Source organism: Nitrospirae bacterium CG2_30_53_67, assembly GCA_001873285.1.
Classification (GTDB): Bacteria; CG2-30-53-67; CG2-30-53-67; order CG2-30-53-67; family CG2-30-53-67; genus CG2-30-53-67.
Window position 1 is genome coordinate 1 of sequence record MNYV01000072.1, and the last position, 22,373, is coordinate 22,373.

The window sequence follows — 22,373 nt, forward strand, 5'->3', positions numbered from 1 at the left end:
GCTCGCCTTGATGAGACTGCCCTACGACCCTCTCGGTACGTTACCATATTTACGAACAGGACCACTGAGAAGATCGATCGTGGGGAAAATAAGGAAAAATTAAAAGAACCGCTGGAAGGGGAATGGGTTCTGGATGCTCAGACAAGGAGGGTTTGTCTGAGCATCCAGAAAGATCCGTTTATCTCTTTTTCTGATGGGTCTTGCAAAGCTTTGAGGGAGCCTTTGCTCGGTTCTTGCACTGTTTCCCATCCTTGGTCTTGGCCATGCAGCGCTTGGTGGCCTTCTTGGCTGATTTCCTGACGGCCTTCTTCGCTCCCCTTTTCTTTGCCGTTCTCTTTACTGCTTTCTTTGCTGTCCTCTTCTTTGCTTTTGCCATTTTCTTTCCTCCTTTGTGTTGTTGATAAAAACAACGGAGATATAAAAACGTGGGGTTAACCATTAACCCCTATGACAGAGAGTTAAATAAACTCTCTAACTCAAAATAGCATAACGAAAAAAGGATTGCAAGGAAAAAATGTCAACTTTATTTATTTTTTTTCTGTCATTACTGCAAAACATATAAAACCAAAAACCGAAGGTCCATTCAAAATCCTTTCGTCGCCGTCTTCAGCCTGTGACACTCCTTTAGAGTCCGTGCGCGCTGCATGGATTCGAACGTTCGAGATAGAGGGGAAAATCGAATGCCGGACTATGAATCTCGTTGTGGCACGTCCTGCATCGGTCCTCTGAAACTTTCGATGGAATCGGTTCTCCATCGAGATGGGCTCCGCCGGGCCCATGGCAGGATTCGCACTGCACACCCGAGAGATGCGGGGTCTTGCTCTCGCCCAGGAAACCGCTTGGTGTACGGTACCCCACGACATGGCATACCACGCACTCCGGATCAAACTCGGATTTTTTATTCTTCAGGGTCTCGAAGGCAAAGGCATGCGGGGTGGCGGACCATGTCCGGAAGTTCAGAGGATGGCAGCCTGCACACTGCTTTGCCCCTGCATATCCCGCATCACCGGGCGCGGCTGGAAGAAAAGAGAGATCCTCCGAGAGCCGTTCTTCTCTGACCGTCTGATAAAAGCGCGTCACCTCGTTCTGCGCCTTTTCATCAAGGGGGATATCCTCCGAGACCGGGACCAGGGCGCCTCTGAAATTGACGACCCCTTTTCCCCGGATGACGGTCAGGCTGAGCTCCCCCAAAGACTTCCCGAGGTCCTCCCCGGCAACGGCGATGGTTCCGGCAATCCTTTCAGGTGTCCCGTCCCCTGAGGCATGGCCGATGACCGCGACATCTATCTCGGGGAAGGCCTCCAGAAATTTATTGACATCCATCACGTTGAAATGAATCAGCGCGACCGTCATGTCGCTCTTCTTCTTCATTTCCGGAAGGACCCGCCTCGCGGCCTCGACCGGGTCTTCGATCATGAGATGACCGAGGGACCTTCGATAAACCAGGGACGATACCGTGGAGTCGAGAAACCCGGTCACGGAGATGCGAAGCCCGCCCTTGGTGATGATCCGGTATGACGGGACCCAGCTCGTTCCGTCACGGCCGATCAGGTTTGCGCAGACGAACGGGAATGAAGCTTCCCGGATTCTGTCCAAGAGAAAGGCATCCCCTTGGGCAAAGTCATAGTCGCCGGGGATCGCGGCATCGTACCCCATGAGGCTCATGGCGCGGACCATGGCAGAGGCCTTGTAACCGTAGAACGTTCTGCTCCCGATGAGGGGCGGGAAGGATCCGAAAAAAATATCCCCGGAGTCGAGGAGGAGCGTGTTATCGGAACGGAGACGATCAATCAGGGTTTTTCTCCTGGCCACGCCGCCGAGCTGCGCCTCAGAACACCCGCACCGCTCCAGTTCTCCGTTGACGTTTCCGGTGTAAAGGATCGTGACCGGCGCTTCACCGGATTCATGTGACCGGATCCCGCACGAGGCCGTCGCGAGAAAACCGGTGATAAGCGGGAGGATAAGAAATATTGAAGGGGAGCGCATAGAGGGCTCCTTAGTGGTCCTATTCGTAAATACGGTGGCATTCGAGTGCCGTAGGGCGATCTCCTCGGCGTTCCGCTCCTTGCGGTGTACCAGAGGGGTACGCCTCAGTCGCGCGCCTTGATGAGATCGCCCTACGACCCTCTCGGTACGTCACCATATTTACGAACAGGACCACTTAGAGAACGCCGGTCAGGTCCCGCATGGAGGCCATGCCGTATTGAATCATATAGTCACGGATCCCCTGAATGACCTTGAGAGGGGTCATGGGATCCACGAAATTTGCGGTACCGACGGCCACGGCAGTGGCGCCGGCCAGGAGGAAAGAGACCGCATCCTCGGCATTCATGATCCCCCCCATCCCGATCAACGGGATCTTGACCGCCCGCGCAACCTGATAAACCATACGGAGCGCCACCGGACGGATGGCCGGCCCGGAAAGCCCCCCCATGATGTTGGCCAGTTTGGGTTTTCTGCTGTGGATGTCAATGGCCATGCCGAGCAGGGTGTTGATCAGGGAGACGGCATCGGCCCCTTCCCCCTCGGCCGCACGGGCGAACTCGCTAATATCGGTGACATTGGGCGAGAGCTTGACGATCAGCGGAAGCCTGCACGCCTTGCGGACCGTTTTCACGACGTTTCGTGTCTCGACCGGGTCGGTACCGAAGGCCATCCCCCCCTTCTTGACATTGGGGCAGGAGATGTTGAGCTCGATGCCGTCCACACCCTCCGCGTCATTGAGACAGCGGGCGACCTCGGCATACTCCTCGCAGTCCTGTCCATAGATATTGGCGATGATGCGCGTCTCCCGCCGCCTGAGCAGCGGGAGTTTATCTTCTATAAATGCCCTGACACCGATATTCTGAAGCCCGATGGCGTTGAGCATACCTGCGGGGGTCTCGCAGATCCTGGGGGGAGGGTTCCCGGGCTGAGGATTCAGCGAAAGCCCTTTGACCATGACCCCGCCTAAAGAGGAAAGGTCATAGAATTCGGACATCTCTTCACCGTATCCGAACGTTCCGGACGCCGTGATCACCGGATTCTTCATCCGGATGCCTCCGATGTTGACGGTAAGGTCCGGAGCTGAGGAGGATCTTCTCTTGTTCATCTCATAAATTTCCTTCAAGTGAAATTTTCAGTTTCTGCTGAAAAATTCACTCCCAAAGCACCTCTTCCGCCGGGAATACGGGGCCTTCCCTGCAGACCCTCTCATACCCCCTGGACGTACGGATCACACAACCCATGCAGGTTCCAATGCCGCATCCCATCTCCGACTCCATAGAGACCTCCCCTTGGACCCCCGAGTCCCTGCATAAACGGGCCACAGCTAAGAGCATGGGCTGAGGGCCGCAGGCGTAGACCCGGCACGACCGGTCGATCTTCGCCTTCCCCGGTAAACCGAGGGCAAGTTGGATCCTTTTTCTGAAGACCTCCACGATCATCCCCTGTTCCCCCGCGCTCCCGTCTTCGGTTGCAAGAACCTGGGGTATCCCCTGCTCCTCAAAATCCCGGAGTCCAACCAGTTCGTTCCCGGTTCCGGCGCCGAAGAAGAGGGTCGTATCAATATGTTTTGAACGCAGAATCCGGATCAGCATCTGAAACGGCGCGACACCGATGCCTCCGGCCACCAGCCATGCGGTCTTCACCGTCTTGGGAACGGAAAACCCCGTCCCGAGGGGGCCGATCAAGTCTATCCTGTCTCTCTTTTTCCTTCTTGCGAGCCAGCCGGTGCCTCTTCCCACGACCTTGTAGAGGATCCTGATTCTGCGGTCCATCAGATCATGGATGGAAAAGGCGCGGCGCAGGAGAGGGTCCACACCATCGGAGGTCCTGACCATAATGAACTGTCCAGGGGCAGCGGTTTCCGGAAAGGAGTCTGCGGCGAGCGTCAACCGGAAAATACCGGCGGACACCTCCTCATTCTCAATCACCTCTGAGGTCATTTGTCTGACGGACTTTTTGGACATCGGATATCCAGAACCTCGTAACCAATAATGCCGCTTGGGGCCCGGACCTCGATCTCTTCACCGATCTCCCTGCCGATCATGGCCCTTGCCATCGGAGAAAAGACGGAGATCTTACCATCATTGATTTCAGCTTCATCTTCACCCACGATCTGGTAGGTGACCTCTTTTTCCGTGGCCACGTTGATGAGCGTGACCACCGAGCCGAAGCTGATCTTCCCGGTCGAGATCCTGGTGGGATCAATGACTTCGGCCCTTGCGATTTTGGAATTCAGTTCCGCAATCCGCTTTTCTATGAACCCCTGACGTTCCTTGGCCGCATGATACTCGGCGTTTTCACTTAAGTCTCCATGGGCTCGGGCCTCCTCGATATCCCGCATGATCCGAGGCCTCTCTTCGTTCATGAGCTTTTTTAACTGCTCCTTGAGTTTTGCAAATCCTGCCGGTGTCATGGGAACCTTACCGTTCATTTTTTGACTTCACCTCCTGATTGATGATATTCCTGCAATGGAAGGACATTCATCTCTCCTCCCAGAATGGCTTCGATGCCGTTGACGGCTTCACGCGCCCCTGCTACGGTCGTAAAATACGGAATGGAATAGGTCAAGGCCGTCCGCCGGATCGAATAGGAGTCGAGTTTGGCAGCCGTCCCCGTCGGTGTATTGATCACCAGATCGATCTCATGATTTTTCATCCGGTCCACGATATGGGGCCTTTCTTCGACGACCTTGTTCACCACCTCGGAGATTATGCCGTGTTCCTGAAGGAAGCCTGCCGTACCGCGTGTGGCGATGATCTTAAACCCCATCCTGACCAGCTTTTCCGCTGTCTTGAGGATGGGCTGCTTATCCTTGTTCCGAACACTGATAAAGGCATTTCCGGATCTGGGGAGCAAGGTCCCGGAAGCGATCTGGGCCTTGGCATAGGCGTTTCCGAAACAGCGGTCGATGCCCATGACCTCACCTGTGGATTTCATCTCCGGGCCGAGGATGGTATCCACTCCCGGAAACTTCAGGAAAGGAAAGACCGCCTCCTTGACGCAGACGTAGGGGATCTCACGCTCCTTGGTGAATCCAAGCTCGGAGAGTTTCATCCCGGCCATGAGCTTCGCGCCCAGCTTGGCCAGGGGGACCCCGATGGCCTTGCTGACAAACGGAATGGTCCGTGACGCCCTGGGGTTCACTTCCAGGACAAAGATATCCCTGCCGTGCACGGCAAACTGGATGTTCATCAGGCCGACGACCTTAAGCTCCTTGGCCATGGCCATGGTCTGACGCCGGACCTCGTCAAGGATACCCTTGTCCAGTGAATAAGGAGGGAGCGAACACGCGGAATCTCCGGAGTGCACCCCGGCCTCCTCGATATGTTCCATAATCCCGCCGATGACCACATCGCATCCGTCGGAGACGGCGTCCACATCGATCTCAATAGCGTCCATGACAAATTTATCGATCAGCACGGGATGCATGGAAGAGGCCTGCACGGCCGAGGCCATGTAGGCCCGGATATCCTCGTCATGATAGACGATCATCATGGCCCTGCCGCCCAGGACATAAGAGGGCCTGACCACAACCGGATACCCGATCCGTCCTGCAATCTTCAGGGCCTCCTGAAGAGAAGTGGCCGTGCCGTTTTCAGGTTGTTTCAGGCCCAGATTGTGGAGCAGGCCTTGGAAACGCTCACGGTCCTCGGCTCGGTCTATGGCATCCGGAGAGGTCCCGATGATGCATACCCCTTCCTTTTCAAGGGGAATAGCGAGCTTCAGCGGGGTCTGTCCGCCGTACTGCACGATGACGCCGTCCGGCTTTTCGGTCCGGACGATCTCCAGGACGTGCTCCAGGGTCAGAGGTTCGAAATAGAGACGATCCGATGTGTCGTAATCCGTGCTCACGGTTTCAGGGTTGCAGTTGACCATGATGGTCTCATAGCCGATTTCCTGGAGGGCATAAGAGGCGTGCACGCAGCAGTAATCAAACTCAATCCCCTGCCCGATCCGGTTCGGCCCTCCGCCCAGGATCATGATCTTCTTCCGGCTGCCGGGGTCGGCCTCGCACTCCGATTCATAGGTCGAGTAAAGATAAGGCGTGTGGGCCTCAAATTCAGCCGCGCAGGTATCCACCGTCTTAAACGTTGCATGGATACCCATCTTCTTTCTCATCTCACGGACCAGGCGCTCTTCCCGCCCTCGGAGTTCCCCGATCCTCTGATCGGAAAACCCGTAGGTCTTGGCCTCCCGCAGCAGTGCTTCGAGGTGGGGTTCCTTCCGGAGGCGGTCCTCAAAATCGATGATCTCCTTTATATTGTGCAGAAACCACCGGTCGATCTTCGTGAGGGAATAGATCTCCTCCAGGCCCATCCCCCCCCGGAAGGCCTGCCCGATCATCCAGATCCTGTCGGCATTGGGGACCCTGAGGCCTGAGCGGATCTTGCCGGGGTCCGCATCACGCTCCTCAAACCCGCAGCTGTCGATTTCCATCGAACTCATGGCCTTTTGCAGGGCCTCCTTGAACGTCCTTCCGATGGCCATGGCCTCGCCCACGGACTTCATCTGCGTGGTCAGCGTGGCATCAGCCGCCGGGAATTTCTCAAAGGTAAATCTCGGAAACTTGACCACACAGTAGTCCAGCACGGGCTCAAAAGAGGCCGGGGTCTCCCGGGTGATATCGTTCCGGATCTCATCGAGGGTATAGCCCACGGCAAGCTTGGCCGCGATCTTGGCAATGGGGAACCCGGTCGCCTTGGAGGCCAGGGCCGAGGAACGTGAAACCCTCGGATTCATCTCAATCACCACCAGTTCCCCTGTCTCAGGATGAACCGCGAACTGGACGTTGGACCCTCCGGTTTCCACGCCGATCTCCCGGATGATGGCGATCCCGGCATCCCTCATGATCTGGTATTCCTTGTCGGTCAGGGTCTGCGCCGGGGCCACAGTGATGCTGTCCCCGGTATGGACCCCCATGGGATCGAAATTTTCTATGGAGCAGACGATCACCACATTGTCCTTGCGGTCCCTCATGACTTCCAGCTCGAACTCTTTCCAGCCCAGGACCGACTCCTCGATCAGGATCTGCCGGATCGGGCTGGCATCCAGACCCCATTCCACGTGGGATTCGAACTCTTCCATGTTGTAACAGATATTTCCCCCGGTTCCGCCGAGGGTGAAGGAAGGACGGATGATGTTCGGAAACCCGATCTCATGTGCCGACTCCATGGCCTTTTTCTTGCTGTCCACATAGACACTCTTCGGGAGCGACAGCCCGATCCGCTTCATGGCATCCCTGAACTCCTCGCGGTCCTCGGCCTTGCGTATGGCTTGGATGTCCGCGCCGATGAGCCTGACTCCGTACTGATCCAGGATGCCCGCATTTGAAAGTTCAATGGAAATGTTCAGGGCCGTCTGTCCCCCCATGGTCGGAAGAAGCGCATCGGGCCGCTCCCTCTCGATGATTTTTTTCAGGGTCGAGAGGGTGATCGGCTCAATGTAGGTCCGGTCCGCAAACTCCGGATCAGTCATAATCGTAGCCGGATTGCTGTTGACCAGCACCACCTGAAAGCCTTCCTCCTTCAGGGCCTTGCATGCCTGTACCCCCGAGTAATCGAACTCGCAGGCCTGCCCGATCACGATGGGCCCGGAACCGATCAGGAGGATCTTCTTGATGTCATCTCGTTTAGGCATATAATGAATAGTTCAAAGGGTTCAAGGGTTCAAGGGTTCAAGGGTTCAAGGGTTCAAGGGTTCAAGGGTTCAAGGGTTCAAGGGTTCAAACCGCTTGAACGGCTTGAACGGTTTAAACTTCCCCTTATTAGATCTCCTGGATCCATCCCCGGGTAAGGCCGTACTGCTTCAGCAAGGCCTTGGCCCTGTCATACTCCTCCGGCGTAATCCTGCGGCTGATCACATCCTCCATGTCCGGGGCCTTGTGCGCCGGGAAGTACTGGCTCATCAGGCTGATGGACGTCTCGGGCGATACCTTTTTAGAAATAAACCGCAGGACCTTTTCCGTGCCGGCCATATCCAAGGGAAGAACCAGGTGCCGGATCAGAAGCCCCCGCACCGCAATCCCGTCTGAATTCAGCCTGAGATCGCCCGCCTGACGGTGCATCTCCAGAATCGCCTTCCGATTCACCTCAGGGTAGTCCGGGACGCCCGAGTACTTCATGGAGATCCCGCCGTCTGCATAGCGCATGTCCGGCAGGTAGATGTCCACAACTCCGTTTAGAAGTTTCAGCACATCCAGGGAGTCATATCCGCTGCTGTTATAAACGATGGGGATTTCAAGACCTGAACGCCGTGCCCTATGCAATCCATCGAGAAGATGAGCGGCCTCATGGGTCGGAGTCACCCAGTTGATGTTGTGGGCGCCCAGTTCCTGCAGACGGATCATCATTCCTGCCAGTTCTTCCACCTCCGTCTCGACGCCGTGCCCCAACTGACTGATGGGGTAGTTCTGACAATAGAGGCAGGAGAGGCTGCAATGCGTAAGAAATAGGGTCCCTGAGCCCCTCCACCCCGAGATCGGGGGTTCCTCGCCATGGTGCAGATTCGAGCTCGAGATCAAGAGACGATGGTCCGCACCGCAGGCCCCTGCCTCCCCTTCAAGACGTTCGGCGCCGCACTCCCTTGGGCAGAGCCTGCATGACGGCCTCATCAAATCGTAGGCGCGCCTCACCCGCTCGGCAAGTTCCTGCTCTGAAAGCTGAAGATATGACGCCCCATGTTCCATGGTCTGCATTTTGCCGCCGGATCTTACGTGGTTTCAAGGGTTCAAATGGTTTAATTCAGCGAGAATTCCCCAGTCGGGGAATTCTCGCTGAATTAAACTTTTCCATCATCACGAGAAACCTCTCGAACAGATATCTCGAGTCGTGAGGACCGGGTGATGACTCCGGATGGTACTGAACCGAAAAGATCGGGAGCCGTTTGTGCCTGAGGCCTTCCACGGTCCGGTCATTCAAATTGATATGAGTCAATTCCACATCCTGATCCGCCCTCTTTAAAAAATCAATATCCACGGCGAATCCGTGGTTCTGTGCCGTGATCTCAACCTTTTCGGTCGAGAGATCCATGACCGGCTGGTTCCCTCCGTGATGGCCGAACTTGAGTTTATAGGTCCTGCCGCCCAAGGCAAGGCCTAAGAGCTGGTGCCCCAGACAGATGCCGAAGATCGGTTTCTGACCGATCAGTCCCCGGATCGTTTCCACGGCATAGGTGACTGCCTCCGGGTCACCGGGACCGTTGGAGAGAAAAATTCCGTCCGGATTCATATTGAGAATCTCCCGGGCCGTACACCCTGCAGGGACCACCGTGATCCTGCAGCCGAAGCCCGCAAGGATCCGCAGGATGTTCCTCTTGATCCCATAATCAATAGCGACCACCCGGAACCTCTCCGCAGGCGCCTTGGCATACCCTTTGCCCAAAACCCATTCAGCATCATCCCAGGCGTAGGGCGTTTGGCAGGTGACTTTCCGCACCAGATCCTGCCCGGCCATGGAGGGCCTCGCCGCAGCCCGGCGGACCAGCGAGACCGGATCGAAATCCGTGGTGGAGATGATCCCCTGCTGAGCGCCCCGGTCCCGGATATGCCTGGTCAGGGCGCGTGTATCGATCCCGCATATCCCGACGATCCCTTGTTTCTGGAGATATTCGTTCAGCGAGCAATCGGATCTCCAGTTGCTGGTGATTCCGCTCACCTCCTTGGCCACGAACCCCGAAACATAAGGCCTGCCGGATTCCACGTCTTCGGCATTGATGCCGTAGTTCCCGATCAAGGGATAGGTCATGGTCACGATCTGACCTTGATAGGAGGGATCGGTAAGGATCTCCTGATACCCCATCATGGAGGTATTAAACACAACTTCGCCGCCGTTTTCACCGGCGGCGCCGAATGATTTTCCTTCAAAGACCCGGCCGTCGGCCAAGGCCAAGATTGCTTTCATGTTCTCCTCAGTGAGTTCGCTCCTCTTTAAGTAGACAGCATACAGGGAAGAACCGAAAAACACCCGTACCGGAAGATCTGTCTGTCTACTGTCTACTGTCTACTCTCTTCTTCCACTCCCCGTCTTCATAGACCACCTTGCCGGAGACCAGGGTACAGACGGCCTTGCCTTTGAGTTCCCACCCGTTGAAGGGGGTGTTCCGGCTCCTGGAACGGAACCTATCGGTATCCACGTTGAAGGCCGCGTCCGGATGGATCAGAGTCACGTTGGCCGGAGCGCCCTCGCTCAAATCCCAGTTTCGGAGCCCGAGGATACGGGCCGGGCCGGCTGACATCCGTTCCACGAGCTGTGAAGGCGTGAGAATCCCATCATGGACCAGACGGAGCAAGAGGGGAAGGGACGTCTCCAGGCCGATCATGCCGAAGGCCGCGTTTTCAAACTCGGTCTCCTTCTCCGCAATGTTGTGAGGCGCATGGTCCGAGGCCACGGCATCGATAGTGCCGTCAACCAGCCCCTCGATCAAGGCCTCCCGGTCCGATTGGGACCGGAGCGGCGGGTTCACCTTCAGGTTCGTATCGTACGCCGTCAGGGCCTCATGGGACAGGGTCAGATGATGCGGGGTCACCTCGGCCGTCACCCGTACCCCAAGCCTCTTCGCGTTCCGTATCCTTTCCACGGATCCCCTGCTGCTGACGTGCGCGATGTGAAGGGCGGCGCCGGTGAGAGTCGAGAGGAGGATATCCCGCTCCACCATGATTTCTTCGGAAACCGACGGAATCCCTGGAAGGCCGAGCCTTGTTGCGACCTCTCCCTCATGCATCACGCCATTTGCGCTGAGGTTCAGATCCTCGCAGTGGGAGATCACCGGCAGTCCGAAGGTCTTGGCATATTCCATGCCCCGGCGCATCAATTCGGCATTCATCACCGGTTTCCCGTCATCGCTCAGGGCTGCGATACCTCTCTCGGCCATGTCTCCGATCTCGGCCAGGGTCTCCCCTTTCTGCCCGCGGCTTAAGGCGCCTACCGGGAAAACATGCACCAATGCGGACTTCCTGGCCTGGGTCATGATGAAATCCGTAACCGATCCCGTGTCGTTGACCGGGTCTGTGTTGGCCATGCAGGCTATGGCGGCAAATCCCCCCGCCGCCGCGGCCGAAGATCCGGTCTCGATGGTCTCCTTGTATTCGAAGCCGGGTTCACGCAAATGAACATGGATATCGATCAGCCCCGGCGTCACCCATAATCCTGAGGCGTCAATGACCCTCTCCCCCGAAAGCCCCTTGCCTCTTTGGATGATGCGCCCTTTTTCGATCCTGAGGTCCATGACCTTGTCAACCCGGTTCACCGGGTCAATCACCCTTCCGCCCTTAATAACCAGACTCACCGCGCCGCCCCCGAATAGAGAAAAAGAATGGCCATACGTACTGCAACCCCGTTGGTGACCTGATTGAGAATGATCGAATACGGCCCGTCCGCCACATCCGGGGCGATCTCCACACCCCGGTTGATGGGCCCAGGATGCATGATCAGGACGTCCTTCTTGGCGCCCTTGAGACGGGCCAGGTTCAGCCCGAAGAAACGGGCATATTCGCGAATCGAGGGAAAGAGGTTCCTCCCCTGCCTTTCCTGCTGGATTCGAAGCATCATCACCACATCCGCCCCTTCAATGGCCTCGTCTATCTGATAGGTGACATCCACTCCCAGCGTTTCCACTCCGAGGGGAATCATGGTGGCCGGTCCGGCGATCCTCACATGGGCGCCCATCTTATTGAGCGCCAGAATATTGGAACGCGCCACCCGGCTGTGCGCAATGTCTCCAATGATGGCCACCGTCAGGCCCTCAATCCGTTTTGTTTTCTCCCGGATGGAGAAAAGGTCGAGCAGCGCCTGCGTAGGGTGCTCGTGCGCGCCGTCGCCCGCGTTGACTACCGAGCACTTGAGCACTCTGGAAAGAAAATGAGCGGCGCCCGCCTTGGAATGCCGGACCACCAGGATATCCGTGTTCATGGCCTCGATATTACAGGACGTGTCCTTGAGGCTCTCTCCTTTAAGCATGCTGCTGTCGGATGCCGAGATGTTGATGACATCGGCCGAGAGTCTCTTCCCGGCGAGTTCAAAGGATGTCCGCGTCCGGGTCGAGGGTTCCAGAAAGAGGTTCACCACCGTGACCCCCCGAAGGGCGGGAACCTTCTTGATCTCCCTTCGGGATACGTCCTTGAACGACTCAGCGGTATCGAGAACGGCCTCGATTTCCTCCCGGCTCAAATCTTCGATTCCAAGGAGATCTTTGCGTTTTCCCCAGGCCATAATTTTAATTAAAAAATCAAAAATGAAATAATAAAAATATCTATGGGATCTCCCGAAGGATCACCCCGTCCTCATCCCCGTCCTCGGAGAAGCGGACCCGGATGGTCTGATCGTTTTTTGTCGGCACATATCTTCCTGTATAATTGGCCCGGATCGGAAGCTCCCGGAACCCACGGTCCACCAGAACGGCAAGTTGAATCATCCTGGCCCGGCCCATATCCATGATGCCGTCCATGGCGGCCCGGATCGTCCTTCCCGTAAAAAGAACATCATCCACAAGGATGATATTCCGGTCCTCAACCGCCCCCGGTATTTCCGTTCGCAAAAGACTGGGCTGATCAAGCCTGGACCGCAGGTCGTCACGGTACAGGGTGATATCGAGTATCCCCACGGGAACCCTGACACCGCATTTCTCGAAGATTTTTTCAGCAATCCTGCGGGCCAGGTGGGCGCCGCGGCTCCGGATCCCCACAAGCGTAATTTCGGAGAGGTCCTGATTCTTGTCGAGGATATCCGCTGCCAGCCGTCCGATCAGGCCTGCCATTTCCTCCCGGTTGATGATCCGGACCTCGACGGTATCGGTTTTTTGTTTTCTGGTCATAATCTCCGGGTCATAAAAAAGGCCTCCTGCTCAATCAGCAAGAAGGCCTCTCAAGGACCCCGCTTTCTTTCACGGTGAACTCAATCATCTGCGTCCTATCGCCCTTTTCCTAAGTTTTCTGACACTATAACATATTCATACACCTTGTCAAGTCATTTAACGAATCAAAGAATGATCCGGCAAGTATAGTTATCTCTCTTTCTCCAGATTATAATCCTTGATCTTGGTGAGAAGGGTCTTGTAGCTGACTTTGAGCTGTTCTGCGGCCCTGGTCTTGTTCCAGTCGTTTTCCTTGAGAACGGACAGCATCATCTCTCGCTCAGCCCTGGCGGCGGCCCGTGCAGCCACTTCCTGAAGTCCTTGCCCTGCAAGGAAATCTCGTGGCAGGCTTTCCGCAGGATGGACGGTTGAAATCCCCATGTCCTGTGACCCAATCCGGTTGCCGGCGCAGAGGATGGCCCCGCGCTCGATACAGTTTTCCAGTTCACGCACGTTCCCTTTCCAGACCTGGTTCTGCATCAAGGCAAGGGTCTCTTCTTCAATATGCAGGCCTTTTCTGTTCAGCTCCTTTTCGTATTTCTTCAGGAGGTGATCTACCAGAAGAGGAATGTCTTCCCTTCGCTCCCTGAGCGGTGGGATGGTGACGGGGACCACACTGATACGGTAGTAGAGGTCCTCCCGGAACAGGCCCTGACGTATGAGATCCTCAAAATTGTTGTTGGAGGCGGAGATGATACGCACGTCGATCTGAATGGTCTTGGTCCCGCCGAGCCGCTGGAAGGACTTCTCCTGAAGCACCCGCAGGAGTTTCACTTGCAGGGGGGGAGGAAGCTCCCCGATCTCGTCTAAGAAAAGCGTCCCGGTATGGGCCAGCTCGAAGTATCCGATCTTGCGCCGGTCTGCCCCGGTAAAGGCCCCCCGTTCATAACCAAAAAGCTCACTCTCCAGAAGTTCCGACGGGATGGCCGCGCAGTTGATTGCAATGAAATTAGACCTCGCCCTGTCGCTCAACTGATGAATCGACCGTGCAAAAAGTTCCTTCCCGGTCCCGCTTTCCCCCAGGAGGAGCACGGTGCTGTCGGTTGCCGCCACCTTCCGGATCTTGGCCGCTACCTCCAGAATGACCTGGCTTTTCCCGACAATCTCCGGCATCCCGTATTTTTTAGAAAGAGTCTCCTTTAAAACCATGTTCTCCCTGGCGATCTTCCGCGCCTCCAGTGCCCGTTTGATCAGGATCAGGAGATGTTCGGTGTCAAAAGGTTTGGTGATGAAATCCATGGCGCCGAGTTTCATGGCCTCGACAGCGCGCTCAACGGTCCCGTAGGCGGTCATGATGATGAGATCCACAAGGGCGCCCTCTTCCTTGACAGCGCGAAGGAGGTCGATCCCATCCATCTCCGGCATCTGAAGATCGGTCAGGATCAGGTCCACCCAGTTGCTGCGAAAGATATCCATGGCCTCCCTGCCGTCCTTGGCCTCAAGCACATGGTACCCTTCGGCATGGAGGGTCTGGTTCAGCATCCGCCGCATGCTCGCCTTGTCTTCCACAAGAAGAATATGGTCCAAAAGATTCCCTCTCTTGCTTTATTCTCGGTTCTTATCCTCTACGAGCCATCGGCCATATAGTGGGTAAGAAGGGTCCGAGGATTCCAGGGTTCAAGGGTTCAAGTGAAATACTTAAACACAAACAAAATCTCCAGAGAAAAACACTGGATCCCTTGACCCCTGATGTTTTTAGCACTTCACCCCGTTAGAGGACAACCTCTAACGGGGTTCACTCGACCCCTTGAACCCTGGGACCCTCAAACCCTTAAGTCTTTGAAAAGCACTTCACTTGACCCCTGGAATCCTTGACCCCTTGACCCCTGATGTTTTCACCCTCTTTTGGAGATGAACCTTATCTTATTACTCTCTTACGCTTGAGCGCTATGAATCGGAAGGGAGACGATCACCAGGGTCCCCTCCCCTTCTTCGCTCTTGATGGTGAGCGACCCCTGATGGGACAGGATGGTCTTCTGCGTGATGGCCAGTCCCAGGCCCGTCCCTTCGCGCTTCGTGGTAAAAAACGGCTCAAAAATCTTCTTATGGTTTTCCTTGGAGATCCCGCATCCGTTGTCATGAATCCAGATCTCCATCCGGCCGGCAATCCGTTTTTCCTGGATCTTGATTTTCCCCTCTCTGCCTACGGCCTCCAAGGCATTCTTAATCAGGTTGGTCAGGGCCTGCCGGATCAGTGTATGATCCGCATACACGGGAAAAGAATCTTCAAATAAGGTCTCAACCTTGCCCCCGCTCTTTTTGATCTCTTCGGACAGCACGTCCAGGGATTCCTTGACCAGATCCCCGAGACGGCATTCTTCCCTGTTCAGCTCGACCGGACGGGCAAAATTGAGAAAATCCGTCAGCATGGCGTCAAAGCTCTTCACCTCTGCCATGATCCCTTCCACCGACTCCTTGAGGAGATCGTTATGAACAGCCTGGCGTTCCACCAGCCGTGCATACCCCAGGATGGCGCCTAGGGAATTCCGGAACTCGTGGGCGATGCCCGCCGACATCTTCCCCAGGTCCGCCAGGCGGTTCTTCAACTCCACTTGGCGCTGGAGTTCCTTGACTTCGGTCAGGTCCGTAAAAACGAGCGTTATGCCGATCATCTCCCCATCATCCCCCTTGAGCGGGGAGGCGTTCACTCCGAGCCATCTCCGCTCGCCGTCCTGCAGGGTGAAGGGAATCTCCTCTCTCAGGATCTTGCGGCGATCCTCAAGGACTTTTTTCAGGATCTCCTTCAACTGATCCGATCCTTCCATGACCACCTCAAAGGACTTGCCTATGGAATCAACGTCCCTGGGCCAGCCCAGGATCTCGGCCGCGGCCAGATTCATAGACGTCAGATCCCCTTTACAGTCGAAGGCGATCACGCCGCTCACCATGCTCTCCAGGATGCACTGGTTGTAACGTTCCATCTGCCGGATACGTTCCTCTGCCTCCTGGTGCATCTGGATCAGCTCATGCTTTTTCTCGGATATCTCCTTAAGCGTCTTCTGAAAGGTGTTGAAAACGAAGGCCATGTCCCTGCTGCCGCCGCCGGAAGACTTCCCGGACTCCATCACCCCATCCGGATTAAACGCCTCTTTAACACCCTGCCGGATTTTGCGCAGCCCGTAGATGACGAGAAGAAAGATGAAAAGTGTCAGGGCGATCAGCCACAAGGCGGCCCTGAACAGGTCCGGCTGATTCAAGGATTCCATGGCGTGTTACCCCATCGTTGGTACCAGGCGATCATAGAGGTTCCCCAGAAGAGGCTCATCAGAGCGCCCAAAGAGAGAAAGGGACCGAATGGAACGGCGTATTGACGGCCTTTCCTGAAAAAAATCATCAGGAAAATTCCTACGATTGAACCTGCGAGCGAACCCAGCATGATGGTCAAGAGCATCTTCTGCCAGCCCAGAAAGGCGCCGATCATGGCGATCAGTTTGATGTCCCCTCCTCCCATCCCCTCCTGTCCGAAAATTTTCGGGCTCACCTTGGCGATGATGTAAAATATCCCGAATCCTAACGCTGAGCCGAAAAGCGCATCCGGGAACTTCGGCGGGATGGAGAGTGTCATGGCGGACAAAGGGGAAAACATGGGGATGATCATACTCCCCAGAAGCCCGACCCCGATCCCCGGCAGGCTGATCAGGTCCGGAATGATCCTGTGATAAAGATCAATGAAGGTGATGACCACAAGCGCTGAAAAGAAAAGGCCATAAAAGAGGGCCTGCGCAGTGATGCCGTATCGGATATAAATATAAAAAAAACCGGACGCATTCAATAATTCCACCATCGGATATTGAAAGGAGATCGGGCTTTTGCAATGCCGGCACTTCCCGATCAATATGAACCAACTGATGATGGGGAGGTTGTCATAAAAACGGATCGGCTCGCCGCATCGGGTACAGTGGGAGGATGGAAAAACCAGGGACTCATTCCTGGGAATCCTGTAGATGCAGACATTCAAAAAACTGCCGATCATTGACCCAAAGACAAAGACAGCAGCAGGGATGAATATTTCAGACGCCATGTTTGGCTTTTCCGTTAGAGAGGTATGAAAACAATTCCCTATATTGATTATAGCCTTTTCTTATATTTTTTCAAGGAATTTCATAAGGTTAGCAAAGAATGTCTGTGCCGGATCCGAATATCACCTCTTAAGGCCTTTCCGGGCGATGAATGACCCGCTGGTTTGCGATGGATGGTGTACACCGAGTAAAGAATCTATTGACCGATTTTTAATGGTTTTTGCGGCATCGTGCAGATGCCTTGCCCTCGCGTAATAGCCCATATTTTCCCAGACCTTGAGAACACTCTGCATGCGGGCTCGGGCCAAGGTCTCAACATTGGGGAATCTCTTCATGAACCGGCGGTAGAACGGAACGGCCGTATCAACCCGGGTCTGCTGAAGCATGATCTCCGAGATCCAGATGCTGTAAGGATCGCCGGACTTTCGCCAGGGTAAATCTCGCCGATTGCGTCCGTACCAGTCGAGAAGCCGCTCGGCCATATCGGGTGCGGGTATTTTTTCCCTTGCTCGGCCCATGATGCAGACCTCATCCTGATAAACATCCATTCGGGGATTATTAATAAGCTGACAAGAAATTTCAGAGCAGGACCGCTGAAATCGGGAAGGCGCTGTCCACGCCTTTGAACTTGGCATCACCGACATAGTAAAGACTGATCTGTCTCGAAAGGACCGGGTCGAAATAGTAGAGATACCCCACGTCCCCGTCTTCGCCTGACTGCAGGTCCACAATCTGCGCAATGGCCTGGATCATCTGCCGGCTGAGAACAATCCCGAGATTGTAAAGATTTCCTTCCGCATCCACGGAGACGCCGGAGACGGTCTTTTCCATGGATTTCTTGGATTGAAGGGTATTGAAAAAGGTCTCTTTTTCTTCTTGGCTTGTAAGACTCCTGCCCAGAGATTCGACCATGTCGTCAAAATCCTTTTTCTTTCTCAGGAAACGGTCCATGTCCCCTGCAGAAGAAAGACGGCCCGCGATATTGACATTACGTCCGATCACGGTGTTGTCCACCCGGTCTTCGCCCGCAATAAAATCGGCCACGAAGGCCACACCGGTATGGATGGAGATCCCCATCTGAAACTGGGTCTTGCCGCTTTTTCGAAGAGACCGCAGAGTCTCCTGGATCCTGACCGCCATGCGGAGCGCATTCAACGGGTCTTCCTTACTCCGGGTCTCCACTCCGAAGGTGACCATCATGCCGTCACCGGTGAATTTGTCTATCTTCCCGTGAAGTTCATTGACGATTGAAGTCAGGGGATCAAAGATGGCATACAGTTCGTTCGTCAGCTCACCGGCGGAGATGGCCTCCTCGGATTTCTTTGTGAAGCCTCTCAGATCCAGGAAGACGGTCGTCACGTTTCTTGCCTCATTCACGATCCGCCCGTTCACATGATAGCGGTAAAGACTCCCTGCATTGTAGAGATCTTCAGCCAGCGAAGCCTGCTTTTCCGACAGGATCTCAACGTTTCTCTTCAAGATCTGGACTATTTCATTCCGCTTCAAGGCCTGCATGAAATCCAGATAGGCGCTGTTGAGTTCCGAATGGGAGAATTCCTCTTTCTTGATGTTCTTGGAAGAGAGGATCTTGCGGCCCACTTCATCATAATCCATCAACAGGTAGCGGACCAGATCAGCGCTCTTCAATAAGTCTGAAGCGGTTTTTTGCCGAATGGACTCCGGACAGCCCGAGAGCTCCTGGATCTTCTTCAACCACAGGGTTTCATTCCTCTCGATTCCGTTTCGTATACGAGAGGAAAGGATCCCGAAAATTTCCTTAAAGCTGTTTAACGTGATTTTGAATCTTGCATTGTCGACCCCCAAGATGTCCTGTATGTTGATCTCCTCCTGTTCCGTGGTGACGAGCGGGAGCTGATCTTCAAGGATGGACCGTATCAGGGAGGCATTGAACGCCGGGCCGAACCGGAAGGCAACGCTTTTAGGCGCGTGTTCCTCAACCTTTTTGAGCGTCTCTTGATGAATGCCGGAGAGCAGGACGGAAAGCTTAGAATGGAGAAGGTATTTGTGATAGGGTTTTCTTCCCCCGGAAGAAATGAATTCATGGACGATTCCGGAGAATACCTTCGCGAGAGATAGATAAAAAAGATTATAGAGACCGCTTCTGCGTTCCTGCATAACCGCCTGCATCTGTATCTTGATCAACATCTCCTTGAGGCGATCAATGCTTTCAACGGTCTTCAACTCGTCTTCCTGTTCCCCGATGGCAACGGGATAGACCGCCTGAAGAACCTCACGAAACAGGGCTCCCAGAATCGGCGGGAAATCGACAAAAATCTTCTTCTGTCCGCCCTGGATCTCGTCCCCCTGAGGCAGTTTGGGAAGCGGGTATCCAAAGAGTTCCCCCGCCTCTCTTTCCAGGTCAACGATGTATTTAAACGATGCCGTCTCTCCCGGCTTCATTCGAAGGAGATTTTTCATATTCTGACCTTTACCCTGCTATCCTATGGTTCCATGTACAACTTCCTGATCTTCTTCATGTCTTCCCAGACTAAACGCTTCTCGGATGGATACCGCAAGAGGTAGGCCGGATGATACGTGGGCATGACCTTAATCCCATCCATGTCATGGAATCTCCCCCTTAATCTGGAAATCGAATCCCTGGTTTTCAACAGGGTTTTTGAGGCCGGAGCGCCGAGGGCGCATAGGATCGAAGGGCGGATTGCCCGGATCTGCTGCCTTAAAAACGGGACACAAGCGGCGATTTCATCCTCTTCAGGTTCCCGATTCTCAGGGGGTCTGCATTTCACGACGTTGGTGATATAGACATCATCCCTGGTCAGATCTATGGACGCGATGATTTTGGTCAGAAGCCGGCCGGCCTTTCCCACAAACGCCAGCCCCTCCCTGTCTTCGTCCTCGCCGGGCCCTTCCCCTACGAACATCAGGCGGGCGTGAGGGTCCCCCTGTCCGAAGACGATCTTCTTCCTCCCTTGATGGAGGCGGCACCGTGTGCATTCACCGAGGATCTCCCTGACATGCTCCAACGACAGGTCTTCTTCAAGGCTGAGACCCGGGTTCACTCCCCCGGAGGCCGAGATCCATGATGGGATCTCCGGCATCTGTCCGATGAGATGCCGTTTCAGGCCTGATAGAATCTGAAGGAGCTTATTCGGATCCATGCATCCTGCTTACGGAAACCTTCAAGGGTTTGGGACAAAGAAAATTTTCAATGCGCCGGGCAATTCCATCCGGATCCAGACCGTATTTCCTCCGAAGAACCTCCTGTGATCCCTGTTCGATAAAATGGTCCGGCAGGCCGATCCGAAGAAGCTTTACATCATGGATCTTCTCCTGCTCCAGGGCCTCCAGCACGGCGCTCCCGAAACCGCCCATGAGCGCGTTCTCCTCCACCGTGACGAGATGGTTTGTCTCGGAGAGAACCTCACGGATCATGCTTAGATCCAGAGGTTTTACAAACCTCGCATTCACCACGGTGGCGTGGATCCCTTTTTTCTTCAAGATCCGTGCGGCCTGCAGGGAGGGATAGACCATATGTCCGATGGCCAGGATGGCCGCATCCTCTCCCAGGGTCAGACGTTCGGCCTCTCCGATGGCCAGCAGACTGGGATAAGGTTCAAGCTCCACCCCGGTTCCAACTCCTCTCGGATACCGGATGGCCGCAGGATGATTGCAGACGAGCGCGGTCTTCAGCATGTTCTGGAGTTCGTTTTCGTCTTTTGGAGACATCAGGATGATATTGGGGATATGGCGTAAATAGGAGAGATCAAAGTTTCCATGATGGGTCGGACCGTCATCTCCGACCAGTCCCGCCCGGTCCACGGCAAAGACCACCGGGAGATCCGGCAGGCAAACGTCATGGAGGATCTGGTCGTAGGCCCTCTGCAAAAATGTGGAATAGATCGCAGCCACGGGTTTGAACCCCTCTGCAGCCAGTCCTGCCGAGAAGGTGATCCCGTGCTGTTCGGCGATCCCGACATCGAAAAATCGGTCCGGAAATTTCTGCGCAAAATAGTGGAGGCCTGTGCCTCCCGGCATGGCCGCGGACACGGCCACAATGCTTTCATCCTCGAATGCAAGCCGGGTCAGGAGCTTCCCGAAGACCTCGGTATAGGTCGGAACGTCCTTGCCGTTGCCCAGGATCTTCCCGGTCTTTCTTTCAAAGGGCCCGACCCCATGGAAGACCGATGGATTCTTTTCGGCAGGCTCGTAGCCTTTCCCTTTCTGAGTGGTCACATGAACCAGCACGGGCCTTTTCAGTTTTTTCACATTCTCGAAGGTCTGAATCAACCGGTCAAAGCGGTGTCCCTGAATAGGCCCCACATATTCAAACCCCAGTTCCTCGAAGACCATGCCGGGAACGATCAAACCTTTCAGTGAATCCTCCAGCCGCTTGGCCGCCTTCAGCATGGACCCGCCGATTCCGGGAATATTCTTCAAAACATTCTCAACGATCTTCTGGATGGAGACGTAAAAATCACCGGTCATGTGCCTGGAAAGATAGGATGAAAGCGCGCCGACATTCGGGGATATGGACATCTCGTTGTCATTCAGCACGATGATCAGATCTTTTTCCGAGGCGCCCCCCTGGTTCAGCCCCTCGAAGGCCAGACCTGCGGTCATGGATCCGTCTCCGATCACGGCAATGACCTTATGGTCTTCGCCACGAAGGTCCCTGGCCTCGACCATTCCGAGCGCTGCGGAGATGGACGTGCTGCTGTGTCCCACGGTAAAGACATCATAACGGCTCTCTTCCCTTCTGGGGAAACCGCTGATACCGCCGTACTGACGGAGACTTCTAAAGGCCTTCCGCCTCCCGGTCAGGAGCTTATGAGCATACGCCTGATGTCCCACATCCCAGACAATGCGGTCCTTGGGAGCATCAAATACATAATGCAGGGCGATCGTCAGTTCCACCACGCCGAGACTCGAAGAGAGATGCCCTCCGTTGGATGAAACCGTGCTGATGATCATGTCCCGGATTTCTTCCGCGAGCAGCGGGAGTTCGGCCATCTTCAACTTCTTCAGATCTGCGGGGCTGTCGATCCGGTTCAGATATTTATACATCTTAATTGATCCTTTCCACCATATACCGTGCAATCTCTCGAAGAGGGTCCGCACGATCATCAAACCGGCTTAAAGCATCCAAAGCCGATTCCATAAGTTCCCTGGCTCTGTTTTTGGATTCCTGGATTCCATAGGCTGCCGGATAGGTCTTTTCCCCCTTTTTCAGGTCGCTTCCGACCTGTTTCCCCAATCTTTTTTCATCCCCCAGAAGATCAAGGAGATCATCCGTGATCTGGAACGCAAGTCCGATCTTCTCACCGTATTCCGTGAGATCCTGCATCTCACGTTTATCTGCGCCCCCCACGATCGCCCCCACCCTGACGGCTGTACGGATCAAGGCCCCGGTCTTGTGGGTATGGATATATTCCAGTATGGGCAGATCCACGGTATCTTTTCCCTCGGAAAGAATATCCACGGTCTGACCGCCGACCATCCCCATGCACCCGGCCGCGGCTGCAATCTCCCGGACCATTTGCA

Annotated in this window: 19 protein-coding genes; all 19 read right to left on the minus strand. The window is 55.0% G+C overall.

The window, feature by feature from the left end; genetic code table 11:
- Positions 1-178 precede the first annotated feature (178 nt).
- Positions 179-376: a hypothetical protein gene (locus AUK29_03865; protein ID OIP64692.1), complete on the minus strand. Its 198-nt coding sequence runs from the start codon at positions 374-376 to the stop codon at positions 179-181.
- A 248-nt stretch (positions 377-624) separates the two neighbouring features.
- Positions 625-1,986 (minus strand): hypothetical protein, encoded by a 1,362-nt coding sequence (locus tag AUK29_03870; protein ID OIP64693.1) that lies wholly within the window; start codon positions 1,984-1,986, stop codon positions 625-627.
- 175 nt (positions 1,987-2,161) lie between these two features.
- Positions 2,162-3,091, minus strand: coding sequence for a dihydroorotate dehydrogenase B catalytic subunit (locus AUK29_03875; protein OIP64694.1), 930 nt, complete (start codon positions 3,089-3,091; stop codon positions 2,162-2,164).
- A 46-nt stretch (positions 3,092-3,137) separates the two neighbouring features.
- Positions 3,138-3,926, minus strand: a complete 789-nt coding sequence (locus tag AUK29_03880; GenBank protein OIP64695.1) for a hypothetical protein — start codon at positions 3,924-3,926, stop codon at positions 3,138-3,140.
- A complete protein-coding gene (locus tag AUK29_03885; GenBank protein OIP64696.1) occupies positions 3,923-4,417 on the minus strand; it encodes a transcription elongation factor GreA in 495 nt (164 codons plus the stop codon). The genes AUK29_03880 and AUK29_03885 overlap by 4 nt, the downstream gene beginning before the upstream one ends.
- Positions 4,414-7,623, minus strand: coding sequence for a carbamoyl phosphate synthase large subunit (locus AUK29_03890; protein OIP64697.1), 3,210 nt, complete (start codon positions 7,621-7,623; stop codon positions 4,414-4,416). The genes AUK29_03885 and AUK29_03890 overlap by 4 nt, the downstream gene beginning before the upstream one ends.
- Before the next feature lie 127 nt (positions 7,624-7,750).
- Entirely contained in the window at positions 7,751-8,671 is a 921-nt protein-coding gene (locus AUK29_03895) for a radical SAM protein (protein OIP64709.1), read from the minus strand.
- Positions 8,672-8,726: 55 nt separating this feature from the next.
- On the minus strand, positions 8,727-9,884 hold the full coding sequence (locus AUK29_03900) for a carbamoyl phosphate synthase small subunit (protein OIP64698.1): 1,158 nt from the start codon (positions 9,882-9,884) through the stop codon (positions 8,727-8,729).
- Positions 9,885-9,969: 85 nt separating this feature from the next.
- A complete protein-coding gene (locus AUK29_03905; GenBank protein OIP64699.1) occupies positions 9,970-11,268 on the minus strand; it encodes a dihydroorotase in 1,299 nt (432 codons plus the stop codon).
- Positions 11,265-12,191 carry an aspartate carbamoyltransferase gene (locus AUK29_03910; protein OIP64700.1) on the minus strand — a complete coding sequence of 309 codons (927 nt, stop codon included), beginning with the start codon at positions 12,189-12,191 and terminating at the stop codon, positions 11,265-11,267. The genes AUK29_03905 and AUK29_03910 overlap by 4 nt, the downstream gene beginning before the upstream one ends.
- Before the next feature lie 40 nt (positions 12,192-12,231).
- A complete protein-coding gene (locus AUK29_03915) occupies positions 12,232-12,792 on the minus strand; it encodes a bifunctional pyr operon transcriptional regulator/uracil phosphoribosyltransferase (GenBank protein OIP64701.1) in 561 nt (186 codons plus the stop codon).
- A gap of 189 nt (positions 12,793-12,981) precedes the next feature.
- Positions 12,982-14,358: a hypothetical protein gene (locus tag AUK29_03920; GenBank protein ID OIP64702.1), complete on the minus strand. Its 1,377-nt coding sequence runs from the start codon at positions 14,356-14,358 to the stop codon at positions 12,982-12,984.
- Positions 14,359-14,705: 347 nt separating this feature from the next.
- Positions 14,706-16,037, minus strand: coding sequence for a hypothetical protein (locus AUK29_03925; protein ID OIP64703.1), 1,332 nt, complete (start codon positions 16,035-16,037; stop codon positions 14,706-14,708).
- Positions 16,025-16,852: a hypothetical protein gene (locus AUK29_03930; GenBank protein ID OIP64704.1), complete on the minus strand. Its 828-nt coding sequence runs from the start codon at positions 16,850-16,852 to the stop codon at positions 16,025-16,027. The genes AUK29_03925 and AUK29_03930 overlap by 13 nt, the downstream gene beginning before the upstream one ends.
- A gap of 120 nt (positions 16,853-16,972) precedes the next feature.
- On the minus strand, positions 16,973-17,398 hold the full coding sequence (locus AUK29_03935) for a hypothetical protein (protein OIP64705.1): 426 nt from the start codon (positions 17,396-17,398) through the stop codon (positions 16,973-16,975).
- A gap of 31 nt (positions 17,399-17,429) precedes the next feature.
- Positions 17,430-19,289 (minus strand): hypothetical protein, encoded by a 1,860-nt coding sequence (locus AUK29_03940; protein ID OIP64706.1) that lies wholly within the window; start codon positions 19,287-19,289, stop codon positions 17,430-17,432.
- 23 nt (positions 19,290-19,312) lie between these two features.
- Positions 19,313-19,909: a hypothetical protein gene (locus AUK29_03945; GenBank protein ID OIP64710.1), complete on the minus strand. Its 597-nt coding sequence runs from the start codon at positions 19,907-19,909 to the stop codon at positions 19,313-19,315.
- Positions 19,910-19,976: 67 nt separating this feature from the next.
- Positions 19,977-21,896 carry a 1-deoxy-D-xylulose-5-phosphate synthase gene (locus AUK29_03950; GenBank protein OIP64707.1) on the minus strand — a complete coding sequence of 640 codons (1,920 nt, stop codon included), beginning with the start codon at positions 21,894-21,896 and terminating at the stop codon, positions 19,977-19,979.
- A 1-nt stretch (position 21,897) separates the two neighbouring features.
- Positions 21,898-22,368, minus strand: coding sequence for a hypothetical protein (locus tag AUK29_03955; GenBank protein ID OIP64708.1), 471 nt, complete (start codon positions 22,366-22,368; stop codon positions 21,898-21,900).
- Positions 22,369-22,373 lie beyond the last annotated feature (5 nt).